Source organism: Streptomyces capparidis, assembly GCF_054782095.1.
Genome location: NZ_BAAGTD010000012.1, coordinates 22,547 through 42,700 on the forward strand (window position 1 = coordinate 22,547; position 20,154 = coordinate 42,700).

A 20,154-nucleotide genomic window follows, 5' to 3' on the forward strand; every position below is an offset into this window, starting at 1 on the left:
CGTGCCGTGGGCGGCGGGGCGGCGGGTCATCGGGCCAGGTGACGGCGGACGCAGTCCATCAGGTCGTCGGCGTCCACCGGCTTGGTGACGTAGTCGCTCGCCCCCGACTGGAGGCTCTTCTCCCGGTCCCCTGGCATCGCCTTCGCGGTGACCGCGATGATGGGCAGGTCCGTGTACTCGGGCATCCGCCTGATCCGCATGGTGGCGGTGTAGCCGTCCATCTCGGGCATCATCACGTCCATCAGGATCAGGTCGATCTCCGGGTTGGCGGCGAGGGTCTCGATGCCCGCGCGGCCGTTCTCCGCGTGCAGCACCCGCAGGCCGTGCAGTTCGAGGATGCCGCTGAGCGCGTACAGGTTGCGGGCGTCGTCGTCCACGACCAGCACGGTGCGGCCCGCGAGGGTGTCGTCCACGGGCCGCGGCGAGGGCTGCGGGGCCTCGTCGGCGCGGACCAGGGGCAGCACGTCGCCGGGCTGGTCCGCGGACAGGTGCAGCGCGATGCGCTCGCGCAGCTCGTCCAGGCTGGACAGCAGCTCCAGCGGCCGGGCGTCGGCGCGGGACTGGAGGGCCTGCTCGGCCTCGGCCGCCAGGCGGCGGTTGTTGTGCGCCAGGATGGGCACGCTGGCCAGCGCCGAGTCGCCCTCCACGGCCTCCAGGAAGCGCAGCGCCTCGCCGTCGGGCATGTCGAGTTCGAGGACCACGCAGTGGCACGCCTCGGTGGCCAGGGCCGCCGCGGCCTCCTGCGCGCCGAGGGCGGTGACGACCTCCACGGCCTGACGGGACGGGCCCAGGTCCTGGCTGCCCGCGAGGTCGGCGACGGCGTTCTCGGCGACCAGGGACAGCAGCCCCCGCGCGCGTGCCTCGATCACCAGCAGGCGGCGCTTCTGCCGGGGCAGCGGGGCGGCGGGCCGCCGGGCCTCGGTGAGGGCGCCGGCCGTCCGCTCCGGCGCGGCCTCCAGGGCCGGGGCGCCGGTGACCATGCCCGCGAAGTCGTCGCGGGCCGCGGGCAGGAACAGGGTGAAGGTGCTGCCCCGGCCGAGGGTGCTCTGCGCGGTGACGGCGCCGCCGAGCAGGTAGGCGATCTCGCGGCTGATGGACAGACCGAGCCCGGTGCCGCCGTACTTGCGGCTGGTGGTGCCGTCCGCCTGCTGGAACGCCCCGAAGATCGTCTCGAGCTGCTGCTCGGCGATGCCGATGCCGGTGTCCTTCACCCGGAAGGCCACCACGGGTCCGCCGCGGTGCACCCCGGCGGGCAGCTCGGCGTCGCCGGCCGGTTCGATGCGCAGCTCCACCCTGCCGCGCTCGGTGAACTTCACCGCGTTCGACAGCAGGTTGCGCAGGATCTGGCGCAGCCGCGAGTCGTCGGTGAGCAGCTCGGACGGCACGCCCGGCGCGGTGCTGATGGTGAACTCGAGGTTCTTCTGCGTGGTCATGGGCCGGAAGGTGGCCTCGACGTAGTCGAGCAACTGCCGCAGCGGGACCTGCTCGGGGTTGAGGTCCATCTTGCCCGCCTCGACCTTCGACAGGTCGAGGATGTCGTTGATCAGTTGGAGCAGGTCGGAGCCCGCGGAGTGGATGATGCTCGCGTACTCGACCTGCTTGGGCGTGAGGTTCCTGGTGGGGTTCTGCGCCAGCAACTGGGCGAGGATGAGCAGGCTGTTGAGCGGGGTGCGCAGCTCGTGGCTCATGTTGGCCAGGAACTCGGACTTGTACTTCGAGGCCAGGGCGAGCTGCTGGGCGCGGGTCTCCAGCTCCTGCCTGGCCTGCTCGATCTCCAGGTTCTTGGTCTCGATGTCGCGGTTCTGGGAGGCCAGTAGGGCGGCCTTCTCCTCCAGCTCGGCGTTGGAGCGCTGGAGCTCCTCCTGCTGCACCTGGAGCTGCTCGGTGCGGGCCTGGAGCTCGCCGGCCAGGCGCTGGGACTCCTGGAGCAGTTCGTCGGTGCGGGAGTTGGCGACGATGGTGGAGACGTTGACGCCGATGGTCTCCATGAGCTGGTTCAGGAAGTCCTGGTGGGTCTCGGTGAAGCGGCTGACGGAGGCCAGCTCGATCACGCCGAGGACCTGCTCCTCCACCACGATCGGCAGCACCATCAGCGCAGTGGGCTCGGTGCGGCCGAGGCCGGAGGAGATGTGCACGTACCCGGCCGGCAGCTCGTCCACCACGATGGTGCGGCGGCGCCGCGCCGCCTGGCCGACCAGGGAGCGGCCGATCGGGATCCGGGTGGGCCGGTCGTCGCCGTCGGGGTAGCCGTAGGAGCCCACCAGGCGCAGCTCGGTGCCGCCGGGCACCTCCTCGGCGAGGTAGAAGGCGCCGTACTGGGCGGAGACCAGCGGGGTCAGCTCGTCCATGACCAGTTCGGCGACGACGGCGAGGTCGCGGTGGCCCTGCATGAGCCCGGAGATGCGGGCCAGGTTGGTCTTCAGCCAGTCCTGCTCCTGGTTGGCGCGGGTGGTCTCGCGCAGGGACTCCACCATCGAGTTGATGTTGTCCTTGAGCTCGGCGACCTCGCCGGAGGCGTCCACGGTGATGGAGCGGGTCAGATCGCCCTCGGCCACCGCGCTGGTGACCTCGGCGATCGCCCGGACCTGACGAGTGAGGTTCCCGGCCAGCTCGTTGACGTTCTCCGTCAGCCGCTTCCAGGTGCCCGAGACGCCCTCGACCTCGGCCTGGCCGCCGAGCCGGCCCTCGCTGCCGACCTCCCGGGCGACCCGGGTCACCTCGGCGGCGAACGAGGACAACTGGTCCACCATCGTGTTGATGGTGGTCTTCAGCTCCAGGATCTCCCCGCGCGCGTCCACGTCGATCTTCTTCGACAGGTCGCCGTTGGCGACCGCCGTGGTCACCTGGGCGATGTTGCGGACCTGGCCGGTGAGGTTGTTCGCCATCGAGTTGACGTTGTCGGTGAGGTCCTTCCAGGTGCCCGCGACGTTGGGCACCCTGGCCTGCCCGCCGAGCCGGCCCTCGGTGCCGACCTCGCGGGCCACCCGGGTCACCTCGTCGGCGAACGCCGAGAGGGTGTCCACCATGGTGTTGATCGTCCCGGCGAGCGCGGCCACCTCGCCCTTGGCCTCGACCATGATTTTCTGGGACAGGTCGCCGCGGGCCACCGCGGTGGCCACCTGGGCGATCGATCTGACCTGGCCGGTCAGGTTGGACGCCATGACGTTGACGTTGTCGGTGAGGTCCTTCCAGGTGCCGGAGACCCCGCGCACAGTGGCCTGACCGCCGAGGTTGCCCTCGGTGCCCACCTCGCGGGCGACCCGCGTGACCTCGTCGGCGAACGCGGAGAGCTGGTCCACCATCGTGTTGATGGTCTCCTTCAGCTCCAGGATCTCCCCGCGGGCGTCCACGCGGATCTTCTGCGACAGGTCGCCCTGGGCGACGGCGGTGGTGACCTGGGCGATGGAGCGCACCTGCGCGGTGAGGTTGTCGGCCATCACGTTGACGGACTCGGTGAGGTCCTTCCACGTGCCGGAGACGCCCTTGACGTCGGCCTGACCGCCGAGGCGGCCCTCGGTGCCGACCTCCCGGGCCACCCGCGTCACCTCGTCGGCGAACGCGGAGAGCTGGTCCACCATCGTGTTGATGGTCTCCTTCAGCTCCAGGATCTCCCCGCGGGCGGTGACGGTGATCTTCTGGGAGAGGTCGCCCTTGGCGACCGCGGTCGCGACCTGGGCGATGGAGCGCACCTGCGCGGTGAGGTTCCCGGCCATGGAGTTCACCGAGTCGGTGAGGTCGCGCCAGGTGCCCAGGACGCCCTTGACGTCGGCCTGGCCGCCGAGGCGGCCGTCGGTGCCCACCTCGCGGGCCACCCGGGTCACCTCGTCGGCGAACGCCGACAACTGGTCGACCATCGTATTGATGGTGTTCTTCAGCTCCAGGATCTCCCCGCGCGCGTCCACGGTGATCTTCTGGGAGAGGTCGCCCTTGGCGACCGCGGTGGTCACCTGGGCGATGTTGCGCACCTGGTCGGTGAGGTTGCCCGCCATGAAGTTGACGGAGTCCGTCAGGTCCCGCCACACCCCGCCGACGCCCGGCACCTGGGCCTGGCCGCCGAGCCTGCCCTCGCTGCCGACCTCCCGGGCCACCCGGGTCACCTCGGCGGCGAACGAGGACAACTGGTCGACCATCGTGTTGACGGTCTCCTTCAGCTCCAGGATCTCCCCGCGCGCGTCCACGTCGATCTTCTGGGACAGGTCGCCGCGGGCCACGGCGGTCGCCACCTGGGCGATGTCGCGGACCTGGGTGGTGAGGTTGCCCGCCATGGCGTTCACCGAGTCGGTGAGGTCGGCCCAGGTGCCGGAGACGCCGGGCACCTTCGCCTGGCCGCCGAGGGTGCCCTCGGTGCCCACCTCGCGGGCCACCCGGGTCACCTCTGAGGTGAACAGCGACAACTGGTCGACCATGCCGTTGAAGACCGTGGCGATCTCGCCGAGCAGGCCGTCCGCCTCGTCGGGCAGCCTGGTGCCGAAGTCGCCGTCGCGCACCGCGGTCAGGCCGGCCAGCAACTGCCGCAGCTCGGGCTCCCCCACCGCGCCGTGCGACCCGCTCCGCGGCACCGGGCTCGTGCCTTCGGCCGTGGTCTCCGCCATGTCCACCCTCGCTCCGCTCATCGCAAGCGGCGACGGCACTGCCGCCGGACCGCTCGGGCCACCCCCGGAGGGGGCCGGGCGCGTCCGCGCCCGTTCGGCCTCGCCTGCCTCGACCTCACGACAAAATGCGCTTCATCCTACGCGCCGCCCGAGGGGGAGGGGCACCGGGCGATGGAGGGGGGCGATCCCGCCGCGACCTGCTGCTTCGCGGCGGGACCGGTGCGCCGTGGGCTCCGGCGCGGGCCTCAGTGCTCCGCGCGGTCCGGGGCCCCGCGGCCGAGGAGGGCACCCATGACGATCATGGCGGCGCCGAGGACGAGGTGCAGCCAGTCGTCCGCGTCGTCGAAGGGGACGAAGTTGGCCGCGCTGTCGTGGTCGACGAACAGGCCGTACAGCCACAGCACCAGGTAGATGACACCGCCGCCGATGAGGAACGAGCGGGCGGACGGCACGGACCGGGCCATCGCCAGCCCGGCGAGGCCGAACAGCAGGTGCACGAGGTTGTGCAGGACGGACACCTGGAAGACGCCGAGCAACTGGGCGCCGGAGTGGTGCTCGGCGAACTTCATGGAGTCGTAGTCGGTGGTGACGCCGGGGACGAACCCCAGGACGCCGACGAGCAGGAAGACCGCGCCCACCAGCAGGGCGGCCTGCTGGACGGGGGCGTAGGCGGTGGTGCGGTGCCGACCGGACATGACCGACGTCCTCCTCGCGGTGGGCGGGCCGGGCGGCTCCCGGGCGTGGGGCCGCCGTCGTCGAGTGCTTCAGCGAAGGATTACCCGACATTTGCACCATTAGTCCACTTTTGGGGTGGGAGGGGTGGGCGAGGGGGTGGGAGGGCGCGCGTGGGGGGTGAGGAGGTGGGGTGTGGGCGCCGGGGCGCGGAGCCGCTGCTTGGGGAGGAGAGGGGTGGGTGCCGGGGTGGGACGGCGTGCGGGGGTGAGGAGGAGCGGGGTGAGGAGGTGGGCGCCAGGGGTGCGCCGATGCCCGGGAGCGCGGGGGCGCCCGGGGGCTCGGGAAGGGCGGGCGCGTGCCGGGCCATGTGTGCCGGAGACAGGTGGGATCCGCCGCCCCGGCCGCCGGGGCGGTGGGGGCCGGCCGTTCGGCTTCGGCCCCCTCCCGTCGAGTCGCCCCCGCTCGGCGAGGGTTCAGTCGATGCCGATGGACATCCGCAGGACCAGGCCGTCCGGCCGGGCGCGGATCTCCACCAGGTCGCACAACTGGTGGATCAGCCACAGGCCGCGGCCTCCGGCGGCGGAGACCGGGTCGGGGCGCCTGCGTCCCAGCAGCGGGTTGGCCAGGTACCCGCGGTCGCTCGTCTCCAGGAACGCCGTCCCGTCCGCGCTCCACAGCCGCAGGGTGCCGCTGCCGCCGCCGTGCCGCACCGAGTTGGTGGTGGCCTCGCTGACCGCGAGGGTCAGGTCGGTGCGGCGCCGCTCGGACATGCCGAGCCCGCGCGCCCACCCCTCGGCGGCGGCCCGCACCGGGCCGAGGTCGCCCTCCTTGTAGTGCAGCACGCGCACGTCCGCGGGCGGCTCGGGCAGCGGGGTGTCGCAGTCGGCGCAGACCTCGAGCGGGTCGGTGTACAGGTCGTTGCCGCGGTTGGCCTCGCCCTCGGCGATGACGGGGTGGGTGCGGTACGCGTCGGAGACGACGTCGTCGGGCAGCACCGAGACGTCGTATGGGCACAGGATGGACACCGGGCGCCCGGCGAACGCCAGGTTGATCAGCGCCTCGTGCCGGGTGGCCTCGCGGATCTCCTCGGGGCTGCGGCCGTGCCAGATCGGCTCGCCCACCAGGTGCGCGCCGGCGGGGTGGAGGTCGGCGAAGCCCTGGAGCGCGGACAGGATCCGGCCGGGGTTGCGGCCGACCTCGTTCATCTCCAGCCAGGTCACGTCCGCGCCGAGCGGGCCCATGCGGTCCCGCAGCGGCGCCAGGCGGGCCGCGGGGACGGCGACGAAGGCGGGGCGGCCCGCCTCGATGCCCTGGCGCAGGAAGCCCGCGACACCGTCGAGGAACTCCTCCTCCTGCCGGTAGAACAGCGCCGGATGGACGAACGAACGGGTGCGGCGGCCGGATTCCTCGGGAGTGGTCGTCGTCATCGGGGCGTTACCTCCAGCACCCCGGTCAGCTCGGGGAAGAGCTCCAACAGCCGGACCAGGGAGGGCGGCGCCCCGTGGACGGCCAGCCGGCTCCCGGGTGACCGTGTGGCCGCCGCGGCGAGGCTGCCCAGGCTCGCCGCGTCGATGTGGTCGAGTCCGGACAGGTCGAGCACGGCGCCCTCGCTCTCGAGCCGGGACAGCGCGGCGGCCGCGGCCTCCAGGGCCGGGCGGCTGTCGTGGTTCGCCGCACCGGTCATCCGCAGGCCCGGACGGCCGGGCAGGGGCGTGACACTAAGCACCGGGGTTCCCGTTTTCTCGCCTTCCCCGCGCATCCGGGACGGATGCGCGCCTTCCAGCACGGCGACGGCCGTGTCCCTGAGCACTCGGCGGTCGTACAGGCACAGGGCCGACAGCGGGAGCCGGCCGAGGACCTCGCCGTGCATCCGCAGTTCGTACTCCAGCAGCCGCTCGGCCCCCGGCAGCCCGCGGGCGGACCAGGACATGTCCTCCACGGCGCGCAGCCCGGGGTACCCGTCGGCCAGCGCGGCGACCACCGAGGTGTGCCAGTGCCCGATCAGCCGGTCGGGGTCGAACGGCGGGGCGGCCAGAAAGGTCTCCTGCGCGGTGGCCACGACGAGCTGGCCGCGGTCCCTCGCCCGCCGCGCGTCCAGGCCGTGGGCGGTCAGCGCGTCGATCACCTCGTCCGGGTGGGCGCCGTCGGAGAGGTACTGGACGCGCTCGCCGCGCTCCAGGCCCTGGCGCAGGAAGCGGGCCGCCGTCCGCGCCCGGACCTCGTCGGTGGAGAACACGGCGCTGGTGTGGGTACCGAAATCCGCGGAGGAGGATGGTGGCTCGGGGGCAAGCTTCGTCATCGATTCCCTCATGCCTTGGCCACCGGTTGCGGACCCACTGTAGGCAAGGGTGCCGGTGTTCTGCCAGGTCGGTCCGGCGGCGATCGCCCTCCTACGGTACCGAAGGGAGCCGGCGGCGAGGGCGCCGGCGCCGGGAGGCACGGGGCGCGCGGCGGCGTCCCGCCCGCCGCGGGCCCCGGAGGGCAGCCGCGGGCGGGACGCCGCCCCCGGGCGGGCGTCAGCCCTCGGGGTAGAAGACGAACAGGGTGCAGCCCGTGGTGCTCTGCGGGACGTGGGAGGAGCCGGCGGGCGCGTGCAGGAAGGTGCCCTCCGGGTAGTCCCTGTCCCCGTCGTTGAAGGTCCCGCGGACCACGAAGACCTCCTCGGGGCCCGGCTCGTGCACGTCGATCCCCTCCCATCTGCTGCCCGGGTCCAGCTCCACCACCAGTGCCTTGGCCCCGTTCGCGCCCGTCCACAGGGGCCTGGCCCTGATGCCGGGGAACAGCTCCCTCACCGGGGCGTCGGCCACCGCTGCCCAGATGTAACCGTCCGTCACCGCGGCGCGCGCCGCGCTCTCGTCGATCTCCATGCTCCGAGGCTCGCAGCGGCGTTCCCCCGGCCACCAGTGTCGGAAATGACGTCGTGCGGTACTTTCCTGCCATGACCGCGCAGACGACCGGGGACGGGCCGCGGCACCGCGTGGTGGCGCTGGTCCACCCGCCGCAGTCCACGATGGAACTCGCCTTCCCCGCTCAGGTGTTCGGACCGGACCGGCCGGGGCTGCCCCCCGCGTACGCGTTCTCGGTGTGCGCCGAGCATCCGGGCCCGGTACCGACCCTGGCGGGCTACGACATGCTGGTGACCGAGGGGCTCGCCGCGCTCGACACGGCGGACACCGTCGTGGTGCCGGGCTGGAAGCCGCTCGACGAGGCGCCCTCCCCCGCCGTCCTGGCCGCGCTGCGGCGCGCGCACGGGCGCGGCGCCCGGGTGGTCGGCATCTGCTCGGGCGCCTTCGCGCTGGCCCACGCCGGCCTGCTCGACGGCCGCCGGGCCAGCACGCACTGGATGCTGGCCGACGACTTCTCCGCCCGCTTCCCCCGCGTCACCTTCGACCCCGACGTGCTGTACGTCGACCACGGCGACGTCGCCACCAGCGCCGGGGCCGGGGCCGGGCTCGACCTGTGCCTGCACCTGGTGCGCGCCGACCTGGGCGCGGCGCACGCGGCGCAGTTGGCCAGGCAACTGGTCACGCCGTCGCGGCGGGAGACCGGGCAGTCGGCGTACGCGGTGCCGCCGCCGCCCCGCCGGGCCGACGACGCGCTGGGCCCGCTGCTGGAGTGGGCGGTCCTGCGGCTCGGGGAGCGGGTGACGGTGGAGGACATGGCCGCGCGGGCGGGGGTGTCCGGGCGGACCCTGGCGCGGCGGTTCGCCGAGCAGCTCGGCACCAGCCCGGGGCAGTGGCTGCTCGCCCGGCGGATCGAGGCGAGCCGGACCCTGCTCGAGGAGACCGACCTGCCGGTGGAGGCGATCGCGGCGCGCACCGGCCTGTCGTCCGCGGTCAACCTGCGCCGCCGCTTCCATCGGGCGCTGCGCACCACCCCGTCCGCCTACCGACGGGCGGTCCGCGCGGCGGGCGGCCCGCCCTTCCGGGACGCGGGGTGAGGCGGCGGCGCGGGCGGGGCGGTGGCGCGGGCGGGTGGGGCCGCGGCGCGGAGGATGAGGCGTGAGGCGTGTCGGCTCCGGCACGCGGGCGCTGTGTGCTGGAGTGGGAGGCCCGTGACGGAACGTGGCGGGGTGCCGGTCCTGTCCGGCGGGCGGAGGTCCGTGTCGCGGCCGAGGAGGAGCGGTGGGCGCCTGGGTGCGATGGCGGCCGGGACCGGCCCGGCGAGCGGCGGGGCGGTGCGGGCGCCGGCCGCCCGGGGCGGTTCCCCTGGCCGTGCTCGCCGTTTTCGCGGTGGTCTCGCCGTGGCTGCTGCCGGGCGACGCGCCGCCCCGTGAGGCCGCCGCGCGGGTGCCCAAGCCCGCGGGTTGGCGGCAGCTCGCGGAGCGGGCCCGGCCCGCGGTGCCGCAGCCGGCGATCGTGCGGCGCGACGCGTGGCGGGCCGAGACCGTCTCCACCGCGCCGCCGCCGCGGTACGCGCCCGCGGTGAAGGCCGCGGTCGTGCACCACACGGACACGCCGAACGACTACGACTGCTCGGTGGCGCCGCAGATCATCCGCAACCTGTACGCGGGGCACGCGCACGCCAAGGCGTGGGACGACATCGGCTACAACTTCCTGGTGGACTCCTGCGGCACCATCTACGAGGGCCGGGCCGGGGGCCTGGACCGGCCGGTGGTCGGCGCGCACACCAGGGGCTTCAACCAGGGCACGGTCGGCATCGCGGCGATCGGCACGTTCGGGGCGGGCGCGGTGGTGCCCGAGCCGATGGTGGACGCGATGGCGCGGCTGATCGCGTGGAAGCTGGGCGCGGACGGGCCCGACCCGCGCGGCACGGTGACCCTGGTGTCCACCAACGACGAGGCCCGCTACCCCAAGGGCACGCCCGCCCGGGTGCCGGTGGTGGCGGGGCACACCGACGCCTACCCGACCCACTGCCCGGGCGCGGGCCTGTACGCCCGCCTCCCGGACATCCGGGCCCGGGCGGCGCGGCTCCAGGGCCGGTGACGAGGCGGCCCCGCGGCGGGCCCGGTCAGGGCGCCAGCAGGGCGGGGACCGGGCTGACCGGGTCCCAGTCCGGGTCGCGGCCGGTGAGGCGGCGGTAGGTGCGCTGCCAGGCGTCCGGGTCGCCGCCCAGTCGGCGGCGGACCAGGGCGGCGACCTCGCCGGCGGCGGCGCGGGCGCCGGGCGGGGCGTCGGCGCGGCGCAGGGCGCCGCCGACCCAGGCCAGCACCAGCGCGGCCGGGGCCACCTCCCGGGCGAGGTCGCGGCCGGTGAGCCGGCCGGTGCCCAGCAGGTGGTCGAGCTGGACGGCGAGCGGCTCGTGATGGTGGTCGCCCAGGCCGTGGCGGAGCCGGGCCAGGGCGGCGGCGGGCGTGGCGGCGGGGGCGCGCCGGGTGGGGGCGGGCAGGTGCCGGGCGTGGCGGAGCCGGACGTCCTCTGGGGTGCGGGGGTGGTTCACGACCGTCGCCCAGTGGGGGACGGGGTCGTGGGCGTGCTCGGCCTCGAGGGCGGGCCAGTCCGGGTCGGCCGGGAGGTCGTCGAGCAGGCGCGCCGTGGTCCAGCGGTGGGGGGAGCGGCGCAGCCGCCGCAGCAGGTTCGGGGTCGCGTGCTCCCGCTCCAGGCGGGCCCGCAGGACGGCGGCGGGGTCGCCGGGGCCGGTCAGGGCCTTGTGGGCGAGGCGGGTGACGGCGGCGCCCGGCACGCCGTCCTCGACCAGCGCGGCCAGCCGTCCGGGGCCGCCGTGGCGCAGCAGGCCGAGGCAGCCGTGCAACTGGGCGGGCAGGTCGAGCCTGCCGTGCCGCAGCACCCGCTCGATCAGGTCGGGCTCGGCGGAGTGCAGCCAGGCGGTGCCGCCGGGCGGTGGCCCGCCGGGCGGCTCCGCGGCGAGGCGGGCCGCGACCGGTCCCGGCGCGGCGGCGACGCGGCGGAACAGCTCGGTGCGGTGGTCGTTGCGGAGGACGGCCAGGGCGGTGTCGGGGTCGGCCAGGTCCAGCAGGCGGTGCGCGTGCGCGGCGGGCAGCAGCGGGGAGCGGCCGGCCAGGACGCGCAGCGCGGCGGGGTCGCGCAGGGCGAGCAGGTGGTCGAAGGCGGCGTCCGGCGGAGGCTCCTGGCGCAGCAGGTAGGCGGCGAGGGTCCAGGGGGCGGCGGGGCCGAGCCGCGGCAGGACGGCGGCGACGACCTCCGGCCGGGCCAGGCACAGCAGGGTGCCGGCCGGCCACAGCCACAGGTGGTTGCCGCGGTCGAGCAGGCGCAGGGCCTCCTCCGGGGTGGTGGGCGCCGCGGTGTGGTTCCAGGACCTCTCCGGGCTGCCCCGGTCGACGGGGGCCAGCTCTGCGGGGTCGGGGGTGCCCGCGGCGCGGGAGCGCGCCAGCAGTTCCGGCCAGGTGGCCCCGCCCCGCTCGGCGGCCGGGTGCAGGGCCTCGGGGCGGGCGGCCGCGGCCAGGCGCAGCCAGGCGTCGGGGTCCGTGCCGAGCTCGCGGTGGAGCAGCTCGGCCAGGTCCCGGCGCCAGGCGACGGGGAAGGCCAGCCGCCGCCAGTCGTGGGGCGGGCCGAGCAGGGCCCGGGCGGGGAAGGCGGCCGACAGGTCGCCGGGGGTGATGACGCCGTGGAGGTAGGCGCGCTCGGCGACCAGCGGGGCGCGGTCGTCGTGGGGGCGGGCGAGGCGGTCCAGGACGGCTTGTCGGCCGGGGGCGGCCAGCCACGGCCCCGGCGGGGTGAGGCCGGCCGCGCGGTGGGCGTCGATCAGCCAGTCGGGGGTGGCCCAGCCGGGGGTGTCGGCGCCGTCGTGGTCGGCGAGGAAGCTCAGCACGCCGGGGGCAGCGCCGGGCGGCGCCGGGGTGTCGGCGAGGCGGATGAGCAGGTCCGCCGCGGCGAGGGCGGCCCGGTGCAGGGGGGTGCGCGGGGTGGCGGGGGGCGGTTCGGCCGGCGGGTCGGCGGGGGGCGGGTCGGCGGGGGGCGCCGGCGGGGGTTCGGGGGCGGGCGCGGGGGCGGGCGGCGCGGCCTGCCGGGGGCCGGCGATCCGGTCGCTGACGGTGATCAGCTCGGGCAGGGTGCCGGTGAAGTCGGGCAGCAGGCGCAGCAGCACCGCCCACGCCTCGGGGTGCCCGGACAGGTGCTCGCGGACGGCGGCGCGCAGGGCGGCCTTGGCGGCGGCGGCCAGGTCGGGCCGCGCGTCCAGCACGCCGTGCAGCGCGGCGGCCGCGGGCCGGGCCGGGCGGGCGGCCAGCAGGTGGGCGGGGTCGAGCAGCCCGGCGTTCGCCATGGCCACGGCCCAGTCGGCGGCCGAGTGGGTGAGGGGTTCGGCGGCGATCCGCTCGGCGGGCGGGGTGAGGTTGCCGCCGCGGCGGCCCCCGGCCGGCCAGACGTCGTTGAGGAGGCTGAGGCGGAACTCGGCGCGGTCGGCGTCGGTGCCGTCCTCGTGGCGGAGCAGCTCCTCGGCGGCGAGGGGCATGAACGGCGCGCGCCGGTTGGCGGCGGCCAGGGCCGGGAAGTCGTGCGCGTACGGCTCGTTCAGCAGGTCCCGCAGGGTGCTGGTGCCGCGGGACGCGGCGAGCAGGCGGGGCAGCGTGGCCGGGTCCTCGTAGGGCTCCCCCGCGGCGCGCAGCCGGGCGGCGCCGTCCGGCTCGTCCAGCGCGGCGGCGACGTCGGCGGCCACGGAGGTGGTGTGCAGGTAGCGGCTGACCTCGGGGTCGGCGAGCATGCGGCGCACCGCGCCGGGCCCGTTGCGCTCCCACACCCGCAGCAGCGCGTACCGCTGGGCCACGCGGCGCTGGCCCACGGTCAGCGCCCGGGCGGCGAGGGCGGGGTCGCCGCAGGCCAGCAGCGGGGCGAGCAGGGTGCGGCCGGTGGCGGTGGTGAGCAGTTCCTCCCGCAGTCCCGGGTCGAGCGGCACCTCGGGGTCGCGCAGGGCGATGGCGCGGCGCAGGGACGGGGTGCAGCGCGGGTTGCGGTAGACGGCGGCGTTCACGGCCGGGTCGTCCGCGGCGGCGAGCCGCTTGAGCACGCGGGCGTCGAGGCGGGGGTGGACGGCCAGGGCGAGCCTGGCGCGGCGGTCGCCGTGCCCGGTGACGGCGGCGGTGAGGCCGGGCCCCGGCAGGGAGCCGCCGGACAGCAGTTCGCGCAGGGTGGTGTCGGGCAGCCGGGTCAGGGCGGCGGCCGCGTGCCCGGGGTCGGCGTGCTCCAGGAGCAGGCCGACGGTGGCGGGCACGGACTTCGGCGGCGGCGCGGGCACGGCGGCCGGGGCGGGGGCGGCGGCGAGCAGCTCGGGGAGGGTGCCGCGGTGGGCGGCGAGGGCGTCGTGCAGGCCGAGCCAGCGGGCGGGGTCGGCGCCGAGGTGGCGTGCGGCGAGTTCGCGCAGCAGGGCGGCGGCGCGGGTGCCGGGCGCGGGGGTGCCGCCGAGGTAGGCGGGCAGGGCGCGGGCGGGCCGGGCGCGGTCCAGCAGGTCGCGGGCGAGCCCGTCGTCGAGTGCGCCGGCGGCGCGGGCGGCGCCCGTGAGCGCGGCCAGGCCGGAGGGGCGGGCGGCGGCGAGGGCGTCCCGCACGGCCCCGGCGGCGGCGAGGGCGGCGGCGTCGTCCCGCGGGGCGGGGTCGGGGTCGGGCGCGGTGTCGGGGAGCCGCTCGGGCAGGCGGGCGCGCAGCGGCGCGGGGTCCTCCTCCGGCGGCAGGCAGCGCAGCAGCAGGCCCAGGGTCCGCCGCCGCTGGTTCTCCTCGGCTGTCGGGTACGCCCCCGTCATCGTGTCTCCCCCGTGCGCTGTCCGTCCGGCCCGTCCGCGGCGCCCGCCCCGCGCCGGGCGGCCCGCGGGTGATCATTCCATCACCCGTTCGACAACCGGGGCGGGTCGGGTGCGGGGTTCGGCGGGGCGGCGGGCCGGGTGCCGGCGGCGGGTGCGGGCAGGGCGGGGAGCACCGGCGGCACGGGGCGCCGCGCCCTGGGGGCACCCGGGCCGGGCGGGGCCGGGCGGGCGCCGGGCCCGTCAGGTGGCGGGGGGCTGGCAGTGCGGGCACCAGGTGGTGGTCCGGCCCGCCATGCGGTCGTGGTGCAGCGGGCCGCGGCAGCGGGGGCAGTGCCCGCCGGGTTCGTCGCGGTGGCCGGTCAGCCAGGTGGGGCGGGCGGGGACGTGGCCCGCGCGCACCGACTCCCGCAGGACGCGGCGCATTTCGGTGCCCAGGCGGCGCCGCTCGTCCGGGGTGAGGCGGTCCGCGCGCCGCCGGGGGTGGATGCCGGCGCGCCACAGGATCTCGTCGCCGAGCAGGTTGCCGAGCCCGGCGAGCACCGCCTGGTCGGTGAGCGCCGCCTTGACGGCCTGCCGGCGCCCGGCGAGGAGCCGTTCGAGTCCCGCCCGGTCCACGGCGAGCGCGTCCGGGCCCTGTTCCCCCATGATCCGGGCGGCGTCGTCGCCGGTGGCGGCCAGCCACAGGCCGCGGAGCTTGCGCTGGTCGCGGTAGCGCAGCTCGCCGCCGTCGTCCAAGGCGAGGACGACGCGGTCGTGCGGGTGGCGCGGCTCGTCCGGCCCGGGGCGCAGCAGCCGCCCGGTCATGCCGAAGTGCAGCAGCAGCGTCGGCCCGTCGGTGGGGGCGATCAGCCACTTGCCGTGCCGCTCGGGCTCGCCGAGGCGGCGGCCGGTGAGCTGCCGCCGGAACCCGCCCTGGGTGACGCCGCGCAGCACCCCGGCGTCGGCGACCTCGACGCGCCGCACCCGGCGGCCGGCCCCGCCGGAGGCCAGGACCCGCCGGAACCCCTCCACGTCGGGCAGCTCGGGCACCCCTCCACGGTAGGCGGGCGGGCGGGCCGGCGCCCACCGCGGATCCGCCGGGGCCCGCGGGGTTTGCCCGCCGCGGGCGCGGGCACCCGGGGTGGCCATGGACGTGGTGGAGGAAGGCCCCTACCGCTTCCGGCTCGACCGGCGCGGGCCGATGCGGGTGCCCGGCGTGGTGTTCGCCTCCCACCAGTTGCTGCGGGAGGCGGGCAGATCGCTGGAGCAGGTGGCGAACGTGGCCACGCTGCCCGGCATCGTCGGCGCCTCCTACGCCATGCCGGACCTGCACTGGGGCTACGGCTTCCCGATCGGCGGGGTGGCCGCGACCGGCGTGGACGACGGCGTGGTCTCGCCCGGCGGTGTCGGTTTCGACATCTCCTGCGGGGTGCGGCTGCTGGCCGCGGACCGCGACCGGGCGGAGATCAAGCGGGTGCTGCGCCCACTGATGGACGGTCTCGGCGCCGCCACTCCGCGCGGCGCCGGCCCCGGCGCGGTGTGGCACCTCGGCCGGGACGAGCTGGAGCGGGTGCTGGACGGCGGGTCCAGGTACGCGGTGGAGCGCGGCCACGGCGAGGCGGGTGACCTGGAGCGCTGCGAGGACGGCGGGGCGGTGGCCGACGCGGACGTGGCGCGGGTCGGCGAGCGGGCCGTGGAGCGAGGGCTCGGCCAGGTCGGCAGCCTGGGCTCGGGCAACCACTTCCTGGAGGTGCAGGAGGTGGCGGAGGTGTACGACGAGGAGGTCGCGTCCGCGTTCGGGCTCGCGGCGGGGCAGGTGTGCGTGATGATCCACTGCGGGTCGCGGGGGCTGGGCCACCAGGTGTGCTCCGACCATGTGCGGGCGATGGACCGGGTGATGGCGCGGTACGGGATCGAGGTGCCCGACCGGCAGTTGGCCTGCGCGCCCGTGGACTCCCCCGAGGGGCGGGCCTATCTGGGCGCGATGGCGGCGGCGGCCAACTACGGGCGGGCGAACCGGCAGTTGCTGGCGCAGGCGGCCCGCCGGGTGTTCCGCCGGGAGACCGGCGCGGGGCTGCGGCTGGTGTACGACGTGTCGCACAACCTGGCCAAGGTGGAGGAGCACGAGGTGGACGGACGGCGGCGGCGACTGTGCGTGCACCGCAAGGGCGCCACCAGGGCGCTGCCGCCCGGCCACCCGGACCTGCCGCCGGGGTTGCGCGCGGTGGGCCAGCCGGTGCTGATCCCCGGCACGATGGGCACGGCCAGCTATGTGCTGACGGGGGTGCGCGGCGGGGGCGCGTTCTCGTCCACCTGCCACGGGGCCGGTCGGGTGATGAGCCGCCACGAGGCGGCGCGCGTGGTCGGCGGCCGGGAGCTGCGGTCCCGTCTGGAGGCCGCGGGAGTGATGGTGCGCTCGGGGTCGTGGCGGGGGCTCGCGGAGGAGACCCCGGAGGCGTACAAGGACGTCTCCGCGGTGGTGGCGGCCAGTGAGGGCGCGGGGTTGTGCCGGAGGGTGGCCCGGCTGGTGCCGCTCGGCGTGGTCAAGGGTTAGGGGGCGGCGTGACGGACGAGGCGCAGGAGACGGCCGGGTGCGGCCACCGGTCGGTGCCGCACACGGCGGACGTGCGGATCGAGGCGTGGGGGACGACGCGGGAGCAGTGCCTGGTGGAGGCGGTGCTCGGGCTGGTGGAGACGTTCGCGGACACCTCGGCGGTGCGGGCGACGGCGGCGGCGCACCTGCGGGTGGCGGAGGTCGCCGACGAGGACCTGCTGGCGGCGCTGCTGGACGAGGTGATCTTCCGTCTGGAGACGCGCGGCGAGGTGCCGGTGGACGTGGAGGCGGAGGCCGGCGAGGAGGGCTTGGACGTGCGCCTCGCGGTGGCCGACGTCCGGGCGGTGCCGGTCACGGGCGCCGCCCCGAAGGCGGTGGCCTGGCAGGACCTGCGGCTGGCCCCGGGGCCCATGGGGTGGTCGTGCGCGGTGACGGTGGACGTGTAGCGGTGCCCTGGCCGGGGCGGGGGGTCAGAGCAGTTCGAACGTCGGCCCGGCGCAGCGGCCCGGGTCGTGCGGGGCGGGGCAGGCGAAGACGCGGTGGGCCAGGGCGGCCATCTGGTGCATCTGCCCGATGGCGGTGTCCACCTGGTCGGGTGTGCCGTCGAAGCCCTTGGCCAGGTTGGCGACCATGTCGGTGTAGAACCGGGCGAACTCCCGCGCCCGGGCGTGGGCGGGGGTGCCGGAGCCGTACTTGTCCAGCGTGGGGTTCTCGGTCATCGGCACCACCTTCATCTCTCCGCTGGGCACGGGGAACCGCTCGCCGCCGGGCTCGCACGGGCGGTCGCCGGGGCGGTAGTACCGGGCCCGCGCGATCTGGTCGAAGGTGTAGTAGTGGGCGAGGTCGCCGTTCTCGTCCCACATGCGGCCGCCGTCGCCCTCGCCCTCGTCCACGATGTCCCGCAGCAGGTGCACCACGTCCCCGCGGGTGCAGACGGTGATGTTGTCCGCGCCGAAGTGGGTGTACTGCCGGTCCACCCGCGGGTCGTCCAGCGGCCCGGGCGGCAGGAGCCGTTCCGCGGCCTCCCACAGGGCCCGGTAGAACGCCCCGATCGAGGGATGGCACAGGCCCAGCAGGTAGGCGCCCTCCGGCGGCTCCGCCACGAACCTGGCGCCCATGAAGCGGTCGAACAGCTCGGCGCCGCACTCCGCGGGGGGCTCGGCGGGCCGCTCGACGGACCTGCCCATGTCGAGGAAGGCGCCGCCGAACGGCAGCAGGTCCACCCGCAGGAAGCCGGTGTGCTCCCGCCAGATGTCCGGGACGTAGGCGGGGTAGCGGGGCACGGCCGCGGTGACGTCCGGGGTGCCGCCGAGCGCGGTGAGCACGTTGGCGGCGATCGACATGTGCCGCATCTCCGCGATGACGACGCGCTGGAGCATCATCGCCACCGGGCAGCGCGGGTCCCTGACCGTCCACCATCCGCACAGGTAGGCGGGCACGGTGGCGAACTCGATGGCGAGGGCGTGCTGGAGCTTGCCCCGCAGTTGCGGGAGGGTCTCGATCGGCTCCGGCCCGGTCGCGGTCACGCCGGGCCCCCCGGGGACGCGGAGGGCGCCGGGCTCCCCGCGGGCGCGCGCAGGCGCAGGGTCTCGGCGGCCTGGCGGGACTTCAGCACGTCCCGGTACATCCGCAGCACCTCGCGCTTGCCCCGGGACAGGTCGCGGGTGGCCGGCATGTACAGGGTTGAGTGGCGCAGGTGCGGCTCGCACAGCTCCACGATCTGGTCGATGGCGCGCTCCACGGCCTCCCGGTCGCCGAGGTCGAGGCTGCCGTAGTACCGCATCACCGGGAAGATCGCGTCGTAGAGGTACAGGATGCGGTCGTGGACGAACCGCCAGGCCCGCTCCGGGTCGTTGCCGGTGGCGCTCAGCAGCTCCCGGAACTCCTGCGGCAGCGCGTCGTCGAACGGCAGGACCCGCACACAGCAGTAGAAGGCGGTGAGGAAGGACGGCGAAGTGCCGAACGCCTGGATCGTCTCCGGCGGGACGGGCCTGGGGCCGCCTTCGAGGTAGGGGAAGAAGACGACGACGGGGAAGCCGGGCCGCACCGGCTCCAGGGTGACCTCCGCGGTGCCGTCCGCGACCAGGACCACGTCCTCCTCCAGCGCGCCGGTCGCGTGCCGGAAGCGGACCAGCCGCTGGGAGGGGTTGGCGCGGATCAGGTGGTCGCCGCCCGCGGCGGGGGGCGCGGGGTAGGGCACGTACTGCTGGAGCAGGACGCGCACGGGTCCTGCGGGGATCCGTCCCCGGTCGCGGACCTCCACGGTGAGGGCGGCGGACTCGCCCTGGTCGATGTGGATGCCGCGCCGGTCGGTGTGGGCGGTCAGCCGCGCCTCGCGCAGCAGCGGCGGGTTGCCCTCGCCCGCCACGCGCAGCCGCAGCTCCCCCGCGGCCAGGTCCTCGGCGGTGACACCGGCGGCGACGGGCAGGTCGACGATGCCGGAGGTCCGCTGGTACCGCCGTGTGCCGTACTCGTCGGGCGTGAGGGTGGCCACGGTCCGCTCCCCCGGTCCGCCGTCGGGCGCCAGCACCAGCTCCAGGTCGCCGAGCCCCTCCTCCTTTGCGCCGTGCTCGTCCTTCTCCGGGACGGTGTTGCCCAGGTCCACGCTCGCGTACAGGGCGCCGTCCCGGCCGTGCACCTCGACGGCGGCGGGGCCGAGGAAGAACGGCCTGCCCTCGCCCACCTGCACGCCGCACTCGGTGCCGAGGAACCTGCCGCCGGGGACGGTGGCCGGCTCCCGCTCCATCCACAGCCCCAGGGTTCCGGCGACGCGGGACACCGCGGGGTTGCGCATCGGGGTGGTGCCCGCGCTGAGCTGCTCCTCCCACAGCTCGGCGAGGCGGGTGTACTGGGCGGTGAGGTCGGGCCCGGTGACCTCGGGGAGCCTGGGGTCGGTGAAGTACCGCGTCAGATAGGCGGAGAAGCGCACCATCAGGCCCTTGACGTCGGGACCGGCCAGGGCGGCGCACAGGTGGTCGAGGACGGCCGAGGCGCCCTCGGTGATCCGCAGGGACTCCTTGGGCAGGCAGATCTGCTGCACGGAGCCGCCCACGCCGGCGATGACCATCCGCCCGGTCCGGTTGAGGTTGCGGCCGAAGTGCAGCCAGCGGGAGCTCATGTGCGTGCCCGGCTCGACAGTGCCGCGCAGCAGGCTCTGCGGCGCGGTCCTGGTGCCGATCTGGAGGCCGCGGACCAGGAAGCAGGTGGTCCAGGAGGCGTCGGGGTTGACGTCGAGCATGCGGGGGGAGGTGGGGAAGTCCGTGCCGGGGTAGGGGTCGCCGGTCATGTCCAGGACGGCGCCGACCAGCGGGTCGTCGTCCACCACCGGGCCGCCGAGCTCGAGCTGGGCGCCGGTGATGTGCGTCTGCGCGTCCCGGGTGTGCAGCCACCAGCCGTTGCCGCCGTAGTAGTTCCACTCCCCCGGCGGCTGGCACCACTTGACGCCGCCGCCGTCCTCGTACCGCTGCGGGGTGCGCGCCCAGCGCGGGAACGCGTCGCGGACGTTGCCGAGGGTGATGGGCGGGTCCTGGACGCTGAGGAACTCCCAGTTGAGCTCGGCGTGGGGGAAGTCGAAGGTCGGCCACTGGTCGTTGTTGTTCATGGTGGCCGGGTCCCACGCCGCGTGCCCGGCGAAGTGGACGCGGGGCACGGCGAGCACGCTCATCCCGGGCCGCCTTCCGA

At 75.9% G+C, this 20,154-nt stretch carries 13 protein-coding genes; 4 read left to right on the forward strand and 9 right to left on the reverse strand.

Annotated elements, in window-relative coordinates; all coding sequences use genetic code 11:
• Positions 1-26: 26 nt before the first annotated feature.
• The 5 genes from ACYVO2_RS12315 to ACYVO2_RS12335 form a co-directional block, all read right to left on the reverse strand.
• A complete protein-coding gene (locus ACYVO2_RS12315; RefSeq protein ID WP_461007754.1) occupies positions 27-4,592 on the reverse strand; it encodes a HAMP domain-containing protein in 4,566 nt (1,521 codons plus the stop codon).
• Positions 4,593-4,837: 245 nt separating this feature from the next.
• A complete protein-coding gene (locus tag ACYVO2_RS12320; protein ID WP_461007755.1) occupies positions 4,838-5,287 on the reverse strand; it encodes a DUF4383 domain-containing protein in 450 nt (149 codons plus the stop codon).
• 453 nt (positions 5,288-5,740) lie between these two features.
• Entirely contained in the window at positions 5,741-6,694 is a 954-nt protein-coding gene (locus ACYVO2_RS12325) for an anti-sigma factor RsbA family regulatory protein (protein ID WP_461007756.1), read from the reverse strand.
• Positions 6,691-7,566: an MEDS domain-containing protein gene (locus ACYVO2_RS12330; RefSeq protein ID WP_461007757.1), complete on the reverse strand. Its 876-nt coding sequence runs from the start codon at positions 7,564-7,566 to the stop codon at positions 6,691-6,693. Before ACYVO2_RS12330 ends, ACYVO2_RS12325 begins: the two co-directional genes overlap by 4 nt.
• A gap of 217 nt (positions 7,567-7,783) precedes the next feature.
• Positions 7,784-8,134 (reverse strand): cupin domain-containing protein, encoded by a 351-nt coding sequence (locus ACYVO2_RS12335; protein ID WP_461007758.1) that lies wholly within the window; start codon positions 8,132-8,134, stop codon positions 7,784-7,786.
• A gap of 71 nt (positions 8,135-8,205) precedes the next feature.
• On the opposite strand from ACYVO2_RS12335, the gene ACYVO2_RS12340 reads away from it, so the two are divergent.
• Positions 8,206-9,207 (forward strand): GlxA family transcriptional regulator, encoded by a 1,002-nt coding sequence (locus ACYVO2_RS12340; protein ID WP_461007759.1) that lies wholly within the window; start codon positions 8,206-8,208, stop codon positions 9,205-9,207.
• A gap of 274 nt (positions 9,208-9,481) precedes the next feature.
• Entirely contained in the window at positions 9,482-10,213 is a 732-nt protein-coding gene (locus ACYVO2_RS12345) for a peptidoglycan recognition protein family protein (RefSeq protein WP_461007760.1), read from the forward strand.
• Positions 10,214-10,238: 25 nt separating this feature from the next.
• Here ACYVO2_RS12345 and ACYVO2_RS12350 read toward each other — a convergent pair whose 3' ends face one another.
• A complete protein-coding gene (locus tag ACYVO2_RS12350; protein WP_461007761.1) occupies positions 10,239-13,940 on the reverse strand; it encodes a hypothetical protein in 3,702 nt (1,233 codons plus the stop codon).
• A gap of 240 nt (positions 13,941-14,180) precedes the next feature.
• The gene (locus ACYVO2_RS12355) at positions 14,181-14,969 is read right to left on the reverse strand and encodes an Fpg/Nei family DNA glycosylase (RefSeq protein WP_461007762.1); all 789 of its coding nucleotides are present in this window, start codon (positions 14,967-14,969) and stop codon (positions 14,181-14,183) included.
• A gap of 97 nt (positions 14,970-15,066) precedes the next feature.
• Between ACYVO2_RS12355 and ACYVO2_RS12360 the strand changes: the two genes are divergently transcribed.
• Together ACYVO2_RS12360 and ACYVO2_RS12365 are read left to right on the forward strand one after the other, a co-directional pair.
• Positions 15,067-16,473: an RtcB family protein gene (locus ACYVO2_RS12360; protein WP_461007763.1), complete on the forward strand. Its 1,407-nt coding sequence runs from the start codon at positions 15,067-15,069 to the stop codon at positions 16,471-16,473.
• 8 nt (positions 16,474-16,481) lie between these two features.
• Positions 16,482-16,919: an archease gene (locus ACYVO2_RS12365; protein ID WP_461007764.1), complete on the forward strand. Its 438-nt coding sequence runs from the start codon at positions 16,482-16,484 to the stop codon at positions 16,917-16,919.
• Positions 16,920-16,943: 24 nt separating this feature from the next.
• On the opposite strand, the gene ACYVO2_RS12370 is transcribed toward ACYVO2_RS12365, so the two are convergent.
• Together ACYVO2_RS12370 and ACYVO2_RS12375 are read right to left on the reverse strand one after the other, a co-directional pair.
• Complete coding sequence (locus ACYVO2_RS12370; RefSeq protein WP_461007765.1) at positions 16,944-17,999, reverse strand: ferritin-like domain-containing protein; 1,056 nt, start codon at positions 17,997-17,999, stop codon at positions 16,944-16,946.
• Positions 17,996-20,137 (reverse strand): hypothetical protein, encoded by a 2,142-nt coding sequence (locus tag ACYVO2_RS12375; RefSeq protein ID WP_461007766.1) that lies wholly within the window; start codon positions 20,135-20,137, stop codon positions 17,996-17,998. The genes ACYVO2_RS12370 and ACYVO2_RS12375 overlap by 4 nt, the downstream gene beginning before the upstream one ends.
• Between the last annotated feature and the right edge of the window lie 17 nt (positions 20,138-20,154).

Coding starts and splice junctions, on each gene's coding strand:
- ACYVO2_RS12315 (WP_461007754.1), bottom strand. CDS start 4,592: ATGGCGGAGACCACGGCCGAAGGCACGAGCCCGGTGCCGCGGAGCGGG.
- ACYVO2_RS12320 (WP_461007755.1), bottom strand. CDS start 5,287: ATGTCCGGTCGGCACCGCACCACCGCCTACGCCCCCGTCCAGCAGGCC.
- ACYVO2_RS12325 (WP_461007756.1), bottom strand. CDS start 6,694: ATGACGACGACCACTCCCGAGGAATCCGGCCGCCGCACCCGTTCGTTC.
- ACYVO2_RS12330 (WP_461007757.1), bottom strand. CDS start 7,566: ATGACGAAGCTTGCCCCCGAGCCACCATCCTCCTCCGCGGATTTCGGT.
- ACYVO2_RS12335 (WP_461007758.1), bottom strand. CDS start 8,134: ATGGAGATCGACGAGAGCGCGGCGCGCGCCGCGGTGACGGACGGTTAC.
- ACYVO2_RS12340 (WP_461007759.1), top strand. CDS start 8,206: ATGACCGCGCAGACGACCGGGGACGGGCCGCGGCACCGCGTGGTGGCG.
- ACYVO2_RS12350 (WP_461007761.1), bottom strand. CDS start 13,940: ATGACGGGGGCGTACCCGACAGCCGAGGAGAACCAGCGGCGGCGGACC.
- ACYVO2_RS12360 (WP_461007763.1), top strand. CDS start 15,067: ATGGACGTGGTGGAGGAAGGCCCCTACCGCTTCCGGCTCGACCGGCGC.
- ACYVO2_RS12375 (WP_461007766.1), bottom strand. CDS start 20,137: ATGAGCGTGCTCGCCGTGCCCCGCGTCCACTTCGCCGGGCACGCGGCG.